This is a genomic window from Pseudomonas mosselii (genome assembly GCF_005796105.1).
Classification (GTDB): Bacteria; Pseudomonadota; Gammaproteobacteria; order Pseudomonadales; family Pseudomonadaceae; genus Aquipseudomonas; species Aquipseudomonas mosselii_C.
This window is the reverse complement of the sequence record NZ_VAUO01000015.1, coordinates 1-16,307: the sequence shown is the minus strand read 5'-3', so window position 1 is coordinate 16,307 and position 16,307 is coordinate 1. Positions and strand designations below refer to the sequence as shown.

Annotated in this window: 16 protein-coding genes; 13 read left to right on the top strand and 3 right to left on the bottom strand. The window is 62.2% G+C overall.

Going from position 1 to position 16,307, the window contains the following annotated elements:
- Nucleotides 1-106: 106 nt before the first annotated feature.
- Genes FEM01_RS21340 through FEM01_RS21325 form a run of 4 tightly spaced genes read left to right on the top strand, consistent with a single transcriptional unit; the run spans nt 107 to nt 3,698 of the window.
- Complete coding sequence (locus FEM01_RS21340) at nt 107-991, top strand: heme/hemin ABC transporter substrate-binding protein (RefSeq protein ID WP_138221445.1); 885 nt, start codon at nt 107-109, stop codon at nt 989-991.
- A gap of 50 nt (nt 992-1,041) precedes the next feature.
- Nucleotides 1,042-2,025, top strand: a complete 984-nt coding sequence (locus FEM01_RS21335) for a FecCD family ABC transporter permease (protein WP_171031008.1) — start codon at nt 1,042-1,044, stop codon at nt 2,023-2,025.
- Nucleotides 2,025-2,792, top strand: a complete 768-nt coding sequence (locus tag FEM01_RS21330) for a heme ABC transporter ATP-binding protein (protein WP_138221443.1) — start codon at nt 2,025-2,027, stop codon at nt 2,790-2,792. The genes FEM01_RS21335 and FEM01_RS21330 overlap by 1 nt, the downstream gene beginning before the upstream one ends.
- Nucleotides 2,793-2,804: 12 nt before the next feature.
- Nucleotides 2,805-3,698 carry a ChaN family lipoprotein gene (locus FEM01_RS21325; RefSeq protein WP_138221442.1) on the top strand — a complete coding sequence of 298 codons (894 nt, stop codon included), beginning with the start codon at nt 2,805-2,807 and terminating at the stop codon, nt 3,696-3,698.
- Between the two features lie 170 nt (nt 3,699-3,868).
- On the opposite strand, the gene FEM01_RS21320 is transcribed toward FEM01_RS21325, so the two are convergent.
- The 3 genes from FEM01_RS21320 to FEM01_RS21310 form a co-directional block, all read right to left on the bottom strand.
- Nucleotides 3,869-4,147, bottom strand: coding sequence for a TfoX/Sxy family protein (locus FEM01_RS21320; protein ID WP_138221441.1), 279 nt, complete (start codon nt 4,145-4,147; stop codon nt 3,869-3,871).
- Between the two features lie 163 nt (nt 4,148-4,310).
- Nucleotides 4,311-4,658 (bottom strand): pentapeptide repeat-containing protein, encoded by a 348-nt coding sequence (locus FEM01_RS21315; RefSeq protein ID WP_138221440.1) that lies wholly within the window; start codon nt 4,656-4,658, stop codon nt 4,311-4,313.
- A gap of 88 nt (nt 4,659-4,746) precedes the next feature.
- Nucleotides 4,747-6,309, bottom strand: a complete 1,563-nt coding sequence (locus tag FEM01_RS21310) for an AAA family ATPase (RefSeq protein WP_138221439.1) — start codon at nt 6,307-6,309, stop codon at nt 4,747-4,749.
- 118 nt (nt 6,310-6,427) lie between these two features.
- Here FEM01_RS21310 and mrcB point away from each other — a divergent pair, with 118 nt between their 5' ends.
- The 9 genes from mrcB to msrQ all read left to right on the top strand — a co-directional run bounded on the left by mrcB (nt 6,428) and on the right by msrQ (nt 16,255).
- Entirely contained in the window at nt 6,428-8,749 is a 2,322-nt protein-coding gene (mrcB, locus tag FEM01_RS21305) for a penicillin-binding protein 1B (protein ID WP_138221438.1), read from the top strand.
- A 26-nt stretch (nt 8,750-8,775) separates the two neighbouring features.
- Entirely contained in the window at nt 8,776-9,528 is a 753-nt protein-coding gene (locus tag FEM01_RS21300) for a tetratricopeptide repeat protein (protein ID WP_138221437.1), read from the top strand.
- Nucleotides 9,525-9,851, top strand: a complete 327-nt coding sequence (locus FEM01_RS21295; RefSeq protein ID WP_138221436.1) for a YqcC family protein — start codon at nt 9,525-9,527, stop codon at nt 9,849-9,851. Before FEM01_RS21300 ends, FEM01_RS21295 begins: the two co-directional genes overlap by 4 nt.
- Nucleotides 9,852-10,264: 413 nt before the next feature.
- The gene (locus tag FEM01_RS21290) at nt 10,265-11,989 is read left to right on the top strand and encodes an acetolactate synthase 3 large subunit (protein WP_138221435.1); all 1,725 of its coding nucleotides are present in this window, start codon (nt 10,265-10,267) and stop codon (nt 11,987-11,989) included.
- Nucleotide 11,990: 1 nt separating this feature from the next.
- Nucleotides 11,991-12,482: an acetolactate synthase small subunit gene (gene ilvN, locus FEM01_RS21285; RefSeq protein ID WP_101322126.1), complete on the top strand. Its 492-nt coding sequence runs from the start codon at nt 11,991-11,993 to the stop codon at nt 12,480-12,482.
- Nucleotides 12,483-12,536: 54 nt separating this feature from the next.
- Nucleotides 12,537-13,553 (top strand): ketol-acid reductoisomerase, encoded by a 1,017-nt coding sequence (gene ilvC / locus FEM01_RS21280; protein ID WP_138221434.1) that lies wholly within the window; start codon nt 12,537-12,539, stop codon nt 13,551-13,553.
- Nucleotides 13,554-13,704: 151 nt separating this feature from the next.
- On the top strand, nt 13,705-14,556 hold the full coding sequence (gene pssA, locus FEM01_RS21275; protein WP_138221433.1) for a CDP-diacylglycerol--serine O-phosphatidyltransferase: 852 nt from the start codon (nt 13,705-13,707) through the stop codon (nt 14,554-14,556).
- A 77-nt stretch (nt 14,557-14,633) separates the two neighbouring features.
- Complete coding sequence (gene msrP, locus FEM01_RS21270) at nt 14,634-15,647, top strand: protein-methionine-sulfoxide reductase catalytic subunit MsrP (protein ID WP_138221432.1); 1,014 nt, start codon at nt 14,634-14,636, stop codon at nt 15,645-15,647.
- Entirely contained in the window at nt 15,647-16,255 is a 609-nt protein-coding gene (msrQ, locus tag FEM01_RS21265) for a protein-methionine-sulfoxide reductase heme-binding subunit MsrQ (RefSeq protein ID WP_138221431.1), read from the top strand. The genes msrP and msrQ overlap by 1 nt, the downstream gene beginning before the upstream one ends.
- Nucleotides 16,256-16,307: the final 52 nt, after the last annotated feature.

Genomic DNA, 16,307 nt, shown 5'->3' with positions numbered 1-16,307 from the left:
GCGAACAATTATCAAATTGCCCGCATTCGCTGCGCCAGGCTGTCCATGGTGCGCAGTTACGTTGCCCGCCACAAGGCGTGCAGCCCGCCTTCTGCAAAGGAATTCGATGATGCGCCGCCCCTCTGCCCTGATTGTCTTGTGCGCCGGTCTGTTGCTGTCCTCCCACACGTTGGCTACCGAGCTGCCGCAACGCTGGGTCAGCGCCGGCGGCGCGTTGAGCGAGTGGATCAGCGCATTGGGCGGTGAGCAACGCCTGGTTGGCGTCGACACGACCAGTCAGCATCCCGAATCGCTCAAGGCATTGCCGAGCATTGGCTACCAGCGCCAACTTTCGGCCGAGGGCATTCTCAGCCTGCGCCCGGATGTACTGGTAGGTACTGAAGAAATGGGCCCGCCGCCGGTGCTGGCGCAGATCCGCAACGCCGGGGTGCGGGTCGAGCTGTTCTCCAGCAAGGCCGAGCTGAGCGCGGTGGACGACAACCTCAAGCACCTAGGGACGCTGCTGGGCAGTGAGCAGAAGGCGGGCGAACTGGCGGCTGACTATCGCCGCCAGCTGGATGCGCTGCACGCGCAGATCAAGCAAGCCCAGGCCGGGCAGAAGGCGCCGGGGGTGCTACTGCTGGTCGGCCATGCGGGCGCCAAGCCGCTGATCGCAGGGCAGGGCAGCTCGGGTGACTGGGTGCTGCGCCAAGCGGGCGGGCGCAACCTGGCCGACCACCAGGGCTACAAGAATTTCTCGGTAGAAGCCCTGGCCGCCCTGGACCCGGACGTGGTGGTGTTCTCCGACCGCGCCCTGAGTGGTGAGCAGGCGTTACAGGCACTGATCAAGGAAAACCCGGCGCTGGCCAGCAGCCGCGCGGTGCGTGAAAAACGCCTGATAGCGCTTGACCCAACCTTGCTGGTCGGTGGCCTGGGTCCTCGTCTGCCGGCTGCCCTGCATGTCCTGGCGGCCAGCTTCTACCCTGGCGCCAAGGCTCTGCTGAACCCATGAAGCCGCGGGTTCAGCCGCGTACGCTGTTCACCTGCCTGGTCCTGCTGTGCTTGCTGGCCGTATGGCTGTCGTTGGCGCTGGGGCCAGTCAGCCTGCCGTTGTTCGACACGCTGCGTGCTGGTGTGCGCCTGATCGGTGTGCCGCTCGATGCCAACGGGCTCGAACAGGCCGAGATGATCCTTGGCCAGATCCGCCTGCCGCGCACCTTGCTTGGCCTGGCGGTGGGGGCGGTACTGGCGCTGTCGGGCGTGGCCATGCAGGGGCTGTTCCGCAACCCGCTGGCAGACCCCGGTCTGGTGGGGGTGGCCAGTGGCGCTGCACTTGGGGCGGCGCTGGCGATCGTCGGCGGTAGCTGGCTGGGTGGTATGCCGGCGTGGTTCGCGCCTTACCTGTTGTCACTGTGCGCTTTCGTCGGTGGTTTGGGCGTGACCGCTCTGGTGTATCGCCTGGGCCGGCGTGATGGCCAGACCAACGTCGCCACCATGTTACTGGCCGGTATCGCCATGACTGCACTGGGCGGCTCGGCGGTGGGGTTGTTCAGCTACCTGGCCGACGACGCCACCCTGCGCACCCTGACGTTCTGGAACCTCGGCAGCCTCAATGGTGCCAGCTACCAGCGGTTGTGGCCCCTATTACTGGTGTCCGTCGCCGTGACCCTGTGGCTGCCGCGCCGTGCGCAGGCGCTCAATGCCTTGCTGCTGGGCGAGTCGGAGGCGCGTCATCTGGGCGTCGATGTCGAGGGGCTCAAGCGCGAACTGGTGTTCTGCACCGCACTTGGCGTTGGTGCGGCGGTGGCGGCGGCGGGGCTGATCGGCTTCATCGGCCTGGTGGTCCCGCATCTGGTACGGTTGGTGGCTGGGCCCGATCATCGCGTGCTGTTGCCGGCCTCGTTGCTGGCCGGGGGGACGCTGCTGCTGTTCGCCGATCTGATCGCCCGCTTGGCGCTGGCGCCGGCGGAGCTGCCGATCGGTATCGTCACGGCGTTCATCGGCGCGCCGTTCTTTCTGTTTTTGCTGGTGCGAGGGCGTAGCTGATGCTCGATGTCGAAAGCCTTTCGCTCACCCGGGGCACCACCGAGGTGTTGCACGGTATCCACCTGCAACTGCAACCGGGGCAGGTGCTCGGTGTGCTGGGGCCCAATGGCGCTGGCAAGAGCAGCTTACTCGGTGCGCTGTGTGGCGAGCTGACGCCTACCTCGGGCGAGGTGCGCCTGGATGGCCGCGCGTTGGGCGACTGGCCCGGCCAGGCGCGGGCCCAGCGCCTGGCGGTGCTGCCGCAGGTTTCCACGCTTGGATTTTCCTTCAGCGTCGAGGAAGTGGTCGGCATGGGGCGTCTGCCCCACGCCAGCGGCCAGGCCCGTGACCGCGAGATCGTCAGCGCTGCGCTGGCGGCGGCAGACGCTTCGCACCTGGCCGAACGCAGCTACCTGGCGTTGTCAGGCGGCGAGCGTCAGCGCGTGCATCTGGCGCGGGTGCTGGCGCAGTTATGGCCCGGCGAGCCCGGGACCACGCTGCTGCTCGACGAACCCACTTCGGCGCTCGACCCGCTGCACCAGCACACTACGTTGCAGGCGGTGCGTCGTTTTGCCGAGCGTGGCGCAGCGGTGCTGGTGATCCTGCATGACCTGAACCTGGCGGCGCGTTACTGTGACCATATCCTGCTGCTCGAGCAGGGCCGTTGCCACGCGCTGGATACCCCGCAGCGGGTGCTCACCCCGACCGCGCTGAAGGCTGTGTTCGGCATTGACGTCTTGGTGCAGCCGCACCCGGAGCGCGGCCATCCGCTGATCATCACCCGCTAGGAGCTTGCCGCAATGCGCTATCCGCTGTTGTCTGGTGTGTCGATCTGCCTGGCGCTGGCCTTGAGCGCTTGCCAAACTCAACTGGCGCCGCTGCCGGTCTGGCAGAGCAGCGAAGGGCGCGACGATTCGCGCTTGGGGCAGATCCGCGACCTGGCCAGTGGTGAGTTGCTTAGTCCGGCGCAGCTGATACAGCGCCTGGCTGGTGCGCCGCGGGTGCTGGTGGGCGAGAAGCACGACAATCCCGATCAGCATGCCTTGCAGCTGTGGTTGTTGCGTGCGCTGGAGAGTCGTCGAGCGCAGGGCAGCTTGCTGTTGGAGATGCTGGAGCCTGAGCAGCAGCCGTTGGTCGATACGCTACAGGCCAATACGCCATTGCCGCCGGATCTGCCCAAGGCGTTGGATTGGGACGCGGGCTGGGACTGGGCGCTGTATGGGGCTATCGTGCGGCATGCCATGCAGCAGCCTTATCCGTTGCTTGCCGCCAACCTCTCACCTGGCGAGATCCGCGAGGCCTATCGCTATCCGCAGCGTCCGGTGGGCGAGCGCTCCAACCAACCCAGAGTGCTTGAGGCGCTGCGCGAGCAGGTGCGCACGGGGCACTGCAACCTATTGCCGGAAAGCCAGGTGTCGGCCATGCTCGCGGTCCAGCAGCAGCGTGATCGGCGTATTGCCGAGCGCCTGCTGGCCGCACCACAGCCGGCGTTGCTGTTCACCGGCAGCTACCACGCACGCAAGGACCTGGGCGTGCCGCTGCACCTGGCTGATCTGGGGGCTGAGGGCGATACCGTGGTGGTGTTGCTGGCGGAGGTTGGCGCAGAAGTCGAGCCGGGCATGGCCGACTTTGTCTGGTACACCGCAGCGCTGCCTGAACAGGATTATTGCGCGCAGCTGCGCAAGGGGCGTTGAATCGCGGGCAAAAAAAGACCCGCCCAATGGGCGGGTCAATAACCGTGATTAGCCTGATGAGGAGATAATCTGAGGCCCGAACCAGGGGCTTTCAGCTTATCCAACCAGTCTCGCGACCAGTTGTGATAATCATAACGATTCTCATTTAATCGTCAATGCCTTTTCCGAATTTATTTTTCGGCGCGTGGCGCGGGGCTTTTAGCGTCGAGTTGCTGGTTCAGTGCTTGCTTGCGTTCTTCTGGCAGATCGTTCCAGTGCATGTCCAGCAAGGCCCCTTCGATGGCATACAGCAGCACTTTGGAAGCCCGGAATCCTCGCGTTCTCACGGCCTGATAGGCCCCCACCGCGCCCAGGCGACGAAGGTCCGACGCACTGTGGATGCCGACGGCGTGCAGCCATTGCGCGGAGGTCTTGCCAAGGTTTTTCAGGTGCTGCAATTCATCGTTCATCGAGCCTCCTTGCGATGGCTGAACGGGTCTTGTGGATAAATCGCGAGCAGGTCAGAAAGGAGTGTAGCGGGGCTTGGCGATTATGCGGCCTTTCGCCGGGGGCCGATGGGATAGCGGCACGCTGGGCCAGCTCGCCATGAGGCGACCTGGCCCAGCACTGCGCTTAACGAATTGTGCGATATCGCAGGCGGGTGCCGTATTTCACCGACATCAGAATCTCGTCGGCAGACAGTTCGGCCGGGAAATACGTACCGGAGATCTGCGCATGGGCAAGGCTGGCGCCTTCCAGACCATTGTCCCGCAGGTCCAGGCCCCGCAGGTCGGCGGCACGGAAGTAAGCATCGGTGAAGTCGATGCCGCGGGTGTCCAGTTCACGCAGATCCAGGCCGCGGAAGTCACCGCCACGAAAGTCGATGGCGGCGTACTGGGCTTTCTCGCGGTTGAAGGCGGCGATCTGTTCGTTACGCACCAGCGTGAACAGCACGTTGTCCAGCTGACGGGGTTGGTTCATGGCGGCGCCTCCTGTGTGGATGATGTCATTTTAATGCTATCGGCAGGGAGGCGCCGAATTTCAAGCGGGAACTGTCGACTGCTTCACGCTAGAGGCCCGGCAGGCGCTGGCGAATCTGCTCGATCACCTGGTCCATGCTGCTGCTGTGTTGCGTGTCGACAGGCGTGCACTGCTGCAGCTCCTGGGCATCCAGAGGCTCTCGGCTGGCCTGCTGGGCCTTGACCACCTCCAGCGTGGCATCCGATGGATCGACGTTTTCGACTTGGCGCTGCGCCAGCCAGCTGGTGATCACCGCTTCGGGCGCGTGGCAGTCGAGGATCAGGAACGGCACGCCGGTTTGGCTGGCAACTTCCGCCGCGGCCTGGCGTTGGGCGTGCTTGAGGTAGGTGGCGTCCAGCACCACCGGGAAACCGGCGCGCAGAATGGTCGTTGCCAGTTGGTGCAGGTGCGCGTAAGTGGCGGCGCTGGCCTCTTGGGCATAGATACCGGTTTGCAGTTGGCCGTTGGCCGCTGCTGGCTGCTCGCCGAACAGGCGCTTGCGTTCGACGTCGGAGCGTACGCGCACCGCGCCCAGCGATTCGACCAGGCGCATCGCGACATGGCTCTTGCCCACTGCCGACACGCCATGGGTGATGGCCAGCAGGCGCGAAGGGATGGCCGCGTAGCTTTCGGCCAGGTTGGCATAGTTGCGGTAGGTGCGCAGGGTGGTGGCGCGCTGCACGCCATCGCTGTCGGGCGACAGGCTGAACAGCGCGACCTTGGCACGCACCAGGGCCCGGTAGGCCTTGTAGAAGTTGAGCAGCTCCAGGCCTGCGTAGTCGCCGGTCAGCTCCAGGTACTGGCTGATGAAGCGGCGCGACAGGCACTTGAGACCACGGTCTTCGAGGTCCATGGCCAGGAAGGCAATATCGGCGTAGACGTCGGTCAGGCGGAACGGCTCGTTGAACTCGATGCAATCGAAGATCACCACCTTGCCGTCGATCAAGGTGGCGTTGCCCAGATGGATGTCACCGTGGCACTCGCGGATGAAACCATTGGCCTTGCGCGCTTCGAACAGCCCGTGCAGACGCTTGAAGCTGTCCTGGGCCCAGGCCTGGAGGTTGTCCAACTGTTGCAGGTCGGCGGCGTCGGTGAGGAACGGACGGATCTGCTCGAAGTTCTGCTCGACCGGCGCCATGACCGCGTCCGGGCTGCCCAGTGGATGATCCACCGGCACTTTCGGTGCTTGCAGGTGGAACTCGGCGATCTGCTGGGCCATCTGGTCGATGTGCCCGGCGTTCAGCTCGCCGTTGGCCTGCAAGGTGTTGAGCATCTGGCCTTCGGGGAACTGGCGCATCTTCAGCGCGTACTCGATTGCCACGCCTTCGCCGCCGATCTGCGGTGCTTCGGCGCTACCGGTGATCGGCAGCACCTCCAGGTAAAGGCCTTCTGTCAGGCGCTGGTTCAGGCGCAGCTCTTCGTTGCAGAAGTGGCCACGCTGTTCGAGGGTGGTGAAGTCGAGGAAGCCGAAGTTCATCGGTTTCTTGATCTTGTAGGCGTACTTGCCGGTGAGCAGTACCCAGGAAATGTGTGTCTCGATGAGCGTGAAGCCCTCGACCGGGTGCGGATAAAGGGCGGGGTTCTGCAGCGCGCTGATCAGGGCTTGGCTCACGGAGCATCCTTTTGGGAGTCAGGGAATTCGAATGCGCCATTATGGTCAATGGTGCCGTCCCTGCAAACAGCCGAGGGGCGTCTGCCTCCCTTTTACAAAGTGCGTATAATCCGCGGCCATGACTCGTACCCGAAATTCTCGCCCCTCCAAACAACGCCCGACCGGCCGCACACGCGCCTGGCTGGGCTGGGCCATCAAGCTCAGCCTGGTCGGTCTGGTCCTGATCGCCGGCTTCGCGGTCTACCTCGATGCCACCGTGCAGGAGAAGTTCTCCGGCAAGCGCTGGACGATCCCGGCCAAGGTGTATGCCCGGCCGCTCGAGCTGTTCGTTGGCCAGAAACTGAGCAAGAACGACTTTCTCACTGAACTCGATGCCCTTGGCTACCGCCGTGAAAGCACGGCCAACGGGCCGGGGGCCGCCTCGGTAAATGGCAATAGCATCGACATCAACACCCGTGGCTTCCAGTTCTACGAGGGCATGGAGCCTGCGCAATTCGTGCGCGTGCGGTTCTCCGGCGACTACGTGGCCGGGCTCAACGGCGCCAATGGCGCCAAGCTCGACGTCGTTCGCCTGGAGCCGCTGATGATTGGCGGGATCTACCCCAAGAACCTCGAAGACCGCATCCTGATCAAGATCGACCAGGTGCCGCCGTATCTGGTCGAAACCCTGATCGCCACCGAAGACCGCGACTTCTACAGCCATTTCGGCGTGTCGCCCAAGTCCATCGCCCGGGCAATCTGGGTCAACACCTCCTCGGGTGCCATGCGCCAGGGCGGCAGCACCCTCACCCAACAGTTGGTGAAGAACTTCTTCCTCACCAACGAGCGCAGCCTCAGCCGCAAGCTGACCGAAGCGATGATGTCGGTCCTGCTGGAGATTCACTACGACAAGCGTGAGATCCTCGAGGCCTACCTCAACGAAGTGTTCATCGGCCAGGATGGCCAGCGCGCGGTGCATGGCTTTGGCCTGGCCAGTCAGTTCTTCTTCAGCCAGCCGCTGCAGGAACTGAAACTGCACCAGATCGCTTTGCTGGTGGGCATGGTCAAGGGCCCGTCCTACTACAACCCGCGCCGTTACCCGGAACGTGCGTTGCAGCGTCGCAACCTGGTCCTGGACCTGCTGGCAGAGCAGGGTGTGGCGAGCCAGGAAGTGGTCGATGCGGCCAAGAAGATGCCGCTGGGCGTGACCAAGCGCGGCAGCTTGGCCGACAGCTCATTCCCGGCCTTCCTTGACCTGGTCAAACGTCAGCTGCGCCAGGATTACCGCGATGAAGACTTGACCGGAGAAGGGCTGCGCATCTTCACCAGTTTCGACCCGATCTTGCAGATGAAGGCCGAGACCGCCATGAGCGAAACCTTCAAACGCCTGGGCGGGCGCAAGGGCGCTGATGATGTGGAGTCGGCGATGGTCGTCACCAACCCGGAAACTGGCGAGGTGCAGGCCCTGATCGGTAGCCGCCAGGCGGGCTTCGCCGGTTTCAACCGTGCGCTGGATGCCGTGCGGCCGATTGGCTCGCTGGTCAAGCCGTCGGTCTACCTGACGGCACTGGAGCAACCGAGCAAGTACACCTTGACCACCTGGGTGCAGGACGAGCCGTTCTCGGTCAAGGGCGCCGACGGGCAAGTGTGGCGCCCACAGAACTATGATCGTCGGCCCCACGGCACCATCTACCTGTACCAAGGCCTGGCCAACTCGCTGAACCTGTCCACCGCCAAGCTGGGCCTGGAAGTGGGCGTGCCGAACGTGATCAAGACTATCGGCCGCCTGGGCGTGCAGGTGGACTGGCCGGCGTACCCGGCGATGCTGTTGGGTGCTGGCGGTATGTCGCCGATGCAGGTCGCGACCATGTACCAGACCATCGCCAATGGTGGCTTCAATACTCCCATGCGCGGGATCCGCAGTGTGCTCACCGCTGAGGGCGAGCCGCTCAAGCGCTACCCGTTCCAGATCCAGCAGACGTTCGATCCGGGTGCCATCTATCTGGTGCAGAACGCCATGCAGCGGGTGATGCGTGAAGGGACCGGCCGCTCGGTGTACAACGTATTGCCAAGCTCGCTGACCCTGGCGGGCAAGACCGGTACCAGTAACGACTCGCGCGACAGCTGGTTCTCGGGCTTCAGTCAGGATCTGCTGGCGGTGGTGTGGCTGGGCCGGGACGACAACGGCAAGACCCCGTTCACCGGCGCCACCGGTGCACTGCAAGTGTGGACCAGCTTCATGAAGAAGGCCGACCCGCTGCCGCTGGACATGCCACAGCCAGACAACGTGGTGCAGGCCTGGATCGACCCGCACACCGGGCAGGGTTCCGACGGCAGCTGTCCGGGAGCGGTGCAGATGCCGTATATTCGCGGCAGCGAGCCGCCCGCCGGGGCTACCTGCGGTGGCGAACAGAACCCGGCTGAATCGGTCATGGACTGGGTCAAGGGCTGGATGAATTGAGCGCGAGCTTTTGAAGAGGGTGTGAAGTGAACAAGTGGTGGATTCCTGCCTTGGCCTCGGTGGCCGTCCTGCACGGCTGTGCCAGTGTGCCGCGTGGCAACATTCCGGTGGTGGATTCGAGCACCCGGGTTTCCAATAGCGAGCGCGTCTCGGCCAATCGCACGTCGGCCTACCCGACCAGTGGCGGCACCAGCCAGGCGCAGGCCCTGCCAGAAGATTCCGGCGTGACCGTGATGATTCCGCAGGGTGCCGGTAGCGCACCGATCAGCACCACGCCAATCAGCACCGGCCCGATCACCCCGGGCCCGGTCAGCAGTGGTCCGATCAGCACCAACCCCAACCCGGTGGCCGATGAACCGTTCGACATCGCATCGATGAGCAGCGCGCCGGCCGCCACCCAGGCCCCGACCGGTATTCCACGGGCCAGCAGCGGCGGCTTGTCTGCCGACGAACAGCTCGATGGCCCGGTGCTGGCGTTGCTGACCACTGCCCAGCAACAACAAGGCAGTGGCGATTTCAATGGCGCCGCCTCTAGCCTGGAGCGTGCCCAGCGTATTGCCCCGCGCGAGCCTCAGGTGCTGTTCCGCCTGGCCCAGGTGCGTCTCTCGCAAGGCGATGCGGCGCAGTCCGAGCAGCTTGCCCGCCGCGCATTGACTTACGCCAACGGTCGTCCTGACCTGCAAGCCCAGCTGTGGAACACCATCGCCCAGGCCCGTGAGAAGCAGGGCGATAGTGCTGGCGCGGCGCTGGCGCGGCAGAAGGCACAGGTCAACCTGTGATGGAGCAGCGCATCCTGGATATCGCCGATCACCTGTTGCTGATCGAGCACGAATTGCGCACCCAGGGCTGGTGGAGCGACCAGGTGCCCAGCGCCGAAGCACTCGCCAGCACGGTGCCGTTCGCGGTCGACAGCATGGCCTTCGAGCAGTGGTTGCAGTGGATCTTCCTGCCGCGCATGGCACAGATTCTCGAACACGGCCATCCGCTGCCTAACGCCTCGGGCATCTTGGTCATGGCCGAAACCGTGTTTACCGACCGTCCTGAGCAAAGCCGCGAGCTGCGCCGACTGCTGGCAGCGTTCGACCAATTGATCAGTGCTTGAGCCGGAATTCCTCAGTTTTTTCTTCAAGGGCCGCAGATTGTGGCCCTTTTTTGTAGAAATCTTAATTTTCCTGCTGCTGCTTAGGTTTTTAGTGGTTGTAGCGATTCATCTTGCGGAAAAATTGGCAATAATTTTTCTTGACTTGTAGGCGCCAAATCACAAGAATCCAGATTCCGCTGTAGGGGGACTGCCAGAAGCAGACCCGCTAAGCAGATCATGAGGCGCACACCCGCGCCGACTTGTTACACCCCGCAACGCGTTACCTCGCGCTGGGTGGGAAGACCCGCAACACATCAGGGCTTTCCCAATACTTGCTCAGTCAGTGCTGACGTTCGCTCATGCTCTGCTTGGCAGTAAACCTATTAAGACCCGTCCAGTGAGGACGGTATTCTGGCGTTTTAGAGGTGAACAACGTGGAGCTCTTATCCGGCGCTGAAATGGTCGTCCGCTTCTTGCGTGACGAAGGCGTTAAGCACATCTACGGGTACCCTGGTGGTGCTCTCCTGCATGTTTACGATGCACTGTTCAAGGAACCGGAAGTCCAGCACATCCTGGTCCGTCACGAACAGGCTGCTACCCATATGGCGGACGGTTATGCCCGTGCCACCGGCAAGGCCGGTGTGGTGCTGGTGACTTCCGGCCCCGGCGCGACCAATGCCATCACCGGTATTGCCACTGCCTACATGGATTCCATTCCGATGGTCATCCTGTCGGGCCAGGTGCCTAGCACCATGGTCGGCACCGATGCCTTCCAGGAAACCGACATGATCGGTATTTCCCGGCCGATCGTGAAGCACAGCTTCATGATCAAACACGCTTCGGAAATCCCGGAAGTCCTGAAAAAAGCCTTCTATCTGGCGCAGTCCGGCCGTCCAGGCCCGGTCGTGGTCGACATTCCAAAAGATATGACCAACCCGGCCGAGAAGTTCGAGTACATCTACCCGAAAAAGGTCAAGCTGCGTTCCTATAGCCCGGCTGTACGTGGTCACTCCGGCCAGATCCGCAAGGCAGCCGAAATGCTCCTGGCGGCCAAGCGTCCGATCGTCTACTCCGGCGGTGGCGTGATCCTCGGCGGCGGCTCCGAAGCCCTCACCGAAATCGCCAAGTCGCTCAACCTGCCAGTCACCAATACCCTGATGGGCTTGGGCGGCTTCCCAGGTACCGATCGCCAGTTCCTCGGCATGCTCGGCATGCACGGCAGCTACACTGCCAACCTGGCCATGCACAACGCCGACGTGATCTTCGCGGTCGGTGCGCGTTTCGACGACCGTGTGGTCAACGGCCCGGCCAAATTCTGTCCGAACGCCAAGATCATTCACATCGACATCGACCCGGCGTCGATCTCTAAGATGATCAAGGCCGACGTACCGATCGTAGGTCCGGTCGAGAGCGTGCTGAACGAAATGCTGACCATCCTCAAGGAAATCGGCGAGCAGCCTGACAAGGTGGCGCTCGATGCCTGGTGGAAGCAGATCGACGAGTGGCGTGGTGACGCTGGCCTGTTCCCCTACGACAAGGGCGACGGCAGTGTGATCAAGCCGCAGCACGTGATCGAAACCCTGTGCGAGGTTACCCACGGCGACGCCTTCATCACCTCCGATGTGGGCCAGCACCAGATGTTCGCGGCGCAGTATTACCGCTTCAACAAACCCAATCGCTGGATCAACTCCGGTGGCCTGGGCACCATGGGCTTCGGTTTCCCGGCGGCCATGGGCGTGAAGTTGAACTTCCCCGATCAGGATGTCGCCTGCGTTACCGGTGAAGGCAGTATCCAGATGAACATCCAGGAACTGTCCACCTGCATGCAGTACGGCTTGCCGGTCAAGATCGTCAACATGAACAACGGTGTGTTGGGCATGGTGCGCCAGTGGCAGGACATGTCCTACAACGGCCGTCACTCGCATTCCTATGTCGAGTCGCTGCCTGACTTCGTCAAGCTGGCTGAGGCCTATGGCCATGTGGGTATCCGCATCACCAGCCTGAAGGACCTCAAGCCGAAGCTGGAAGAGGCCTTTGCGATGAAGGATCGACTGGTGTTCATCGACATCGCGATCGACCGTACCGAACACGTCTACCCAATGCAGATCAAGGACGGTTCGATGCGTGACATGTGGCTGAGCAAGACGGAGCGTACCTGATATGCGGCACATCATCTCCTTGCTGCTGGAAAACGAACCCGGTGCCTTGTCTCGCGTGGTCGGCCTGTTTTCTCAGCGCAACTACAACATCGAAAGCCTGACGGTGGCGCCAACCGAAGACCCGACCCTGTCGCGTCTGACGCTGACCACCGTTGGCCATGATGAAGTGATCGAACAGATCACCAAGAACCTGAACAAGCTGGTCGAAGTGGTCAAGTTGGTCGACCTGTCGGAAAGCGCGCACATCGAGCGCGAACTGATGCTGGTCAAGGTCAAGGCTACCGGTGCCCAGCGTGCCGAGATCAAGCGCACCACGGATATCTTCCGTGGCCAGATCGTCGATGTGACTGCCAGTGTGTACACCGTGCAACTGAGCGGCACCAGCGACAAACTGGACAGCTTCATCCAGGCCATCGGCACTGCATCGATTCTCGAAACCGTGCGCAGCGGCGTTACCGGCATTGCCCGTGGCGACAAAGTGCTCAGCGTTTAACATCAAAAATTAGCGATGGCTCCTCAGGGGCCGAGATATAACCAGGGGTATTTCATGAAAGTTTTCTACGATAAAGACTGCGACCTTTCCATCATCCAGGGTAAGAAAGTCGCCATCATCGGTTACGGTTCGCAAGGTCACGCCCAGGCGTGCAACCTGAAGGACTCCGGTGTAGACGTCACCGTCGGTCTGCGTAAAGGCTCGGCTACCGTGGCCAAGGCAGAAGCCCACGGCCTGAAAGTCGCCGACGTCGCCACTGCCGTCGCTGCTGCCGACCTGGTCATGATCCTGACCCCGGACGAGTTCCAGGGCGCCCTGTACAAGAACGAAATCGAGCCGAACATCAAGAAGGGCGCTACCCTGGCCTTCTCCCACGGCTTCTCGATCCACTACAACCAGGTCGTTCCGCGTGCCGACCTCGACGTGATCATGATCGCGCCGAAAGCTCCGGGCCACACCGTACGTTCCGAGTTCGTCAAAGGCGGCGGTATCCCTGACCTGATCGCGATCTACCAGGACGCCTCGGGCAATGCCAAGAACGTCGCGCTGTCCTACGCCGCAGGCGTGGGTGGCGGTCGTACCGGCATCATCGAAACCACCTTCAAGGACGAGACCGAAACCGACCTGTTCGGTGAGCAGGCCGTTCTGTGCGGCGGTACCGTCGAGCTGGTAAAGGCCGGTTTCGAAACCCTGGTCGAAGCGGGTTATGCGCCAGAAATGGCCTACTTCGAGTGCCTGCACGAGCTGAAGCTGATCGTTGACCTCATGTACGAAGGCGGTATCGCCAACATGAACTACTCGATCTCCAACAACGCCGAGTACGGTGAGTACGTCACCGGCCCAGAAGTCATCAACGAAGAATCCCGCAAGGCCATGCGCAATGCTCTGAAGCGCATCCAGGACGGCGAGTACGCGAAGATGTTCATCTCCGAAGGCGCCACCAACTACCCATCGATGACCGCCAAGCGTCGTAACAACGCCGTTCACGGCATCGAAATCATCGGCGAGCAACTGCGCTCGATGATGCCGTGGATCTCGGCCAACAAGATCGTCGACAAGACCAAGAACTGAGTCTTGCTTCGGTAGATGAAAAACGCGGCTTCGGCCGCGTTTTTTCGTTTGTGTGGGCTGCATCTGGTATAAAGCGACCAGTGGCCCGCCGTTAGAACCTGTTTCGCGGGCCCATGTCGAACATATTCCACCCTGTTGCAAGGTACTTTTCATGAGCGAACGTCCCGAAGAGCCGAATAAGCCCTCCGACGCCGAAAGCCTGCTACCTGTCGATGAGCACGTCGAAGAAGGGCATGACGCCGAAGGGCGCAAGGTCCGCCACCGCGGCATCTACCTGCTGCCCAATCTGTTCACCACCGCGAACCTGTTCGCTGGTTTCTATTCCATCATCAGCTCGATGAGCGCGCAAAGCGCCCTGAGCGCCGGTGACCCGCGAGAGGCGAGCAAGTATTTTGCCTTTGCCGCCATCGCGATCTTCGTGGCCATGGTGCTCGATAGCCTTGACGGCCGTGTCGCGCGCATGACCAATACGCAGAGCGCCTTCGGGGCCGAGTACGACTCGCTGTCGGATATGGTCGCATTCGGCGTGGCGCCGGCGCTGCTGGCGTTCGGCTGGGCGCTGGGAGACATGGGCAAGGTCGGCTGGATGGTTGCCTTCATCTATGTGGCGGGTGCGGCGTTGCGTCTGGCGCGTTTCAACACCCAGGTCGGCACTGCCGACAAGCGCTACTTCATCGGCTTGGCCAGCCCCGCTGCTGCGGGCGTGGTGGCCGGTACTGTGTGGGCGTTCAGCGACTATGGTATCCAGGGCTCGAAGCTGTCGTTCCTGGTGGCGCTGCTGGTGGCTGCTGCCGGCATGCTGATGGTCAGCAATATCAAGTACAACAGCTTCAAGGAGCTGGATCTCAAGGGGCGCGTGCCGTTCGTTGCGATTTTGGCCGTGGTGTTGGTGTTCGCCGTGGTGTTCAGCGATCCGCCGCGCATCCTGCTGCTGATCTTCCTCGGCTATGCGATTTCGGGTCCTGTGCAGTACCTGTTGCGCACGCGTCGAAAGAAAGCCTGATAAAAATTTAATCGCGGAATAACCTGCCGGCTCCATAGTCTTACGGGTACATCAGTTACCCGTACTGTGGAGCCGCCATGCTCATCAAGATCCCCCGCACCTCTGACTGCAAACTGTCGGACGTTACCCCCGAAGCACTTTACCTGTCCCGCCGTCACCTACTGGGTGGCACGCTGGCCGGCTTGGCTGTCGGCGCATTGCCGCGCCTGGGAGTGGCTGGCGAGGCGTCTCGCTATGCCGATGTCGAGCCTGGGACCGCACCTGGCTGGTTCGCGAGCAAGCTCGATGCCGCGCGCTGGCAGGCGGTGACGGTACAAGGGGAGGCGATTACCCCGTTCAAGGACGCCACCCACTACAACAACTTCTATGAGTTCGGGCCCGACAAAGGCGACCCTGCGGCCAATGCCGGGAGTCTCAAGACCGAGCCGTGGAGCGTGGTGGTGGATGGCGAGGTGGGCAAGCCTGGACGTTATGCCCTGGAAGACTTCGTCAAACCCTATCAGCTCGAAGAGCGTATCTATCGTTTGCGCTGCGTCGAGGCCTGGTCGATGGTGATTCCCTGGTTGGGCATTTCGCTGGCCCAGGTGCTCAAGCAGGTGGAGCCGACCTCCAAGGCGCGCTATGTGCGCTTCGAAACGCTACAAGACCCCAAGAGCATGCCGGGGCAGCGTTCCGGTTTTGCCTTGATCAATTGGCCTTATGTAGAGGGGTTGCGTCTGGATGAGGCAATGAACCCGTTGGCGATCCTGGCGGTAGGGATGTACGGGCGGGCGTTGCCCAACCAGAACGGTGCGCCGTTGCGTCTGGTGGTGCCGTGGAAGTATGGCTTCAAGAGCATCAAGTCGATCGTACGCATCAGCTTGGTGGCTGAGCAGCCAGGCACCACCTGGCAGGGGTTGGCGCCGGACGAGTATGGCTTCTATGCCAACGTCAATCCGACGGTCGATCATCCGCGTTGGAGCCAGGCCCGCGAACGCCGACTGCCCAGCGGGCTGCTCAGTCCAAATGTGCGCGATACGCTCATGTTCAATGGCTATGCCGATGAAGTGGCGTCTCTGTATAGCGGCCTCGACCTGCGGAAGAATTACTGATGCGTTATCCCTGGTTTCGTCTGGCCATTTTCGTGGCCGGTTGCCTGTTCCCCGCTGCGTGGTTGTATGAAGCCGCGATGGGGCTGTTGGGGCCGGACCCTGGGAAAATCCTGATGGACCGGCTTGGGCTGGGCGCCTTGGTGTTCCTGCTGATCACCCTGTCGATGACGCCGTTGCAGCGCTTGAGCGGTTGGTCTGGCTGGATCGTGGTACGCCGCCAGCTGGGGTTGTGGTGCTTTGCTTATATTGTGCTGCACCTGATGGCCTATATGGTGTTCATCCTTGGCTTGGACTGGGGGCAGTTGGGGGTGGAGTTGCGCAAGCGGCCCTACATCATTGTGGGGGCGCTTGGTTTTCTGGGCTTGCTGGCGTTGGCGGTGACGTCCAATCGCTACAGTCAGAAGCGCCTGGGCAGTCGGTGGAAGAAGCTGCATCGGTTGGTCTACGTGATTCTTGGATTGGGGTTGCTGCATTTTCTGTGGATCGTGCGTTCCGACCTCAAGGAGTGGGCCATTTATGCCGGCATAGGCGGGCTGTTGATGGTGCTACGTATTCCCCCGGTTTGGCGGCGTGTGCCGCGGTTGTTCGGGCGGGCCAGGGGATTTTGAGATTTTTGCAAATTAAGGGTTGACGGGGTTTCAGATCCCCTTATAATGCGCC

Bases quoted from the DNA above. Each gene is read 5' to 3' on its own strand.
- FEM01_RS21340 (WP_138221445.1), top strand. From the start codon at position 107: ATGATGCGCCGCCCCTCTGCCCTGATTGTCTTGTGCGCCGGTCTGTTG.
- FEM01_RS21330 (WP_138221443.1), top strand. From the start codon at position 2,025: ATGCTCGATGTCGAAAGCCTTTCGCTCACCCGGGGCACCACCGAGGTG.
- FEM01_RS21325 (WP_138221442.1), top strand. From the start codon at position 2,805: ATGCGCTATCCGCTGTTGTCTGGTGTGTCGATCTGCCTGGCGCTGGCC.
- FEM01_RS21320 (WP_138221441.1), bottom strand. From the start codon at position 4,147: ATGAACGATGAATTGCAGCACCTGAAAAACCTTGGCAAGACCTCCGCG.
- FEM01_RS21315 (WP_138221440.1), bottom strand. From the start codon at position 4,658: ATGAACCAACCCCGTCAGCTGGACAACGTGCTGTTCACGCTGGTGCGT.
- mrcB (WP_138221438.1), top strand. From the start codon at position 6,428: ATGACTCGTACCCGAAATTCTCGCCCCTCCAAACAACGCCCGACCGGC.
- ilvN (WP_101322126.1), top strand. From the start codon at position 11,991: ATGCGGCACATCATCTCCTTGCTGCTGGAAAACGAACCCGGTGCCTTG.
- ilvC (WP_138221434.1), top strand. From the start codon at position 12,537: ATGAAAGTTTTCTACGATAAAGACTGCGACCTTTCCATCATCCAGGGT.
- pssA (WP_138221433.1), top strand. From the start codon at position 13,705: ATGAGCGAACGTCCCGAAGAGCCGAATAAGCCCTCCGACGCCGAAAGC.
- msrP (WP_138221432.1), top strand. From the start codon at position 14,634: ATGCTCATCAAGATCCCCCGCACCTCTGACTGCAAACTGTCGGACGTT.
- msrQ (WP_138221431.1), top strand. From the start codon at position 15,647: ATGCGTTATCCCTGGTTTCGTCTGGCCATTTTCGTGGCCGGTTGCCTG.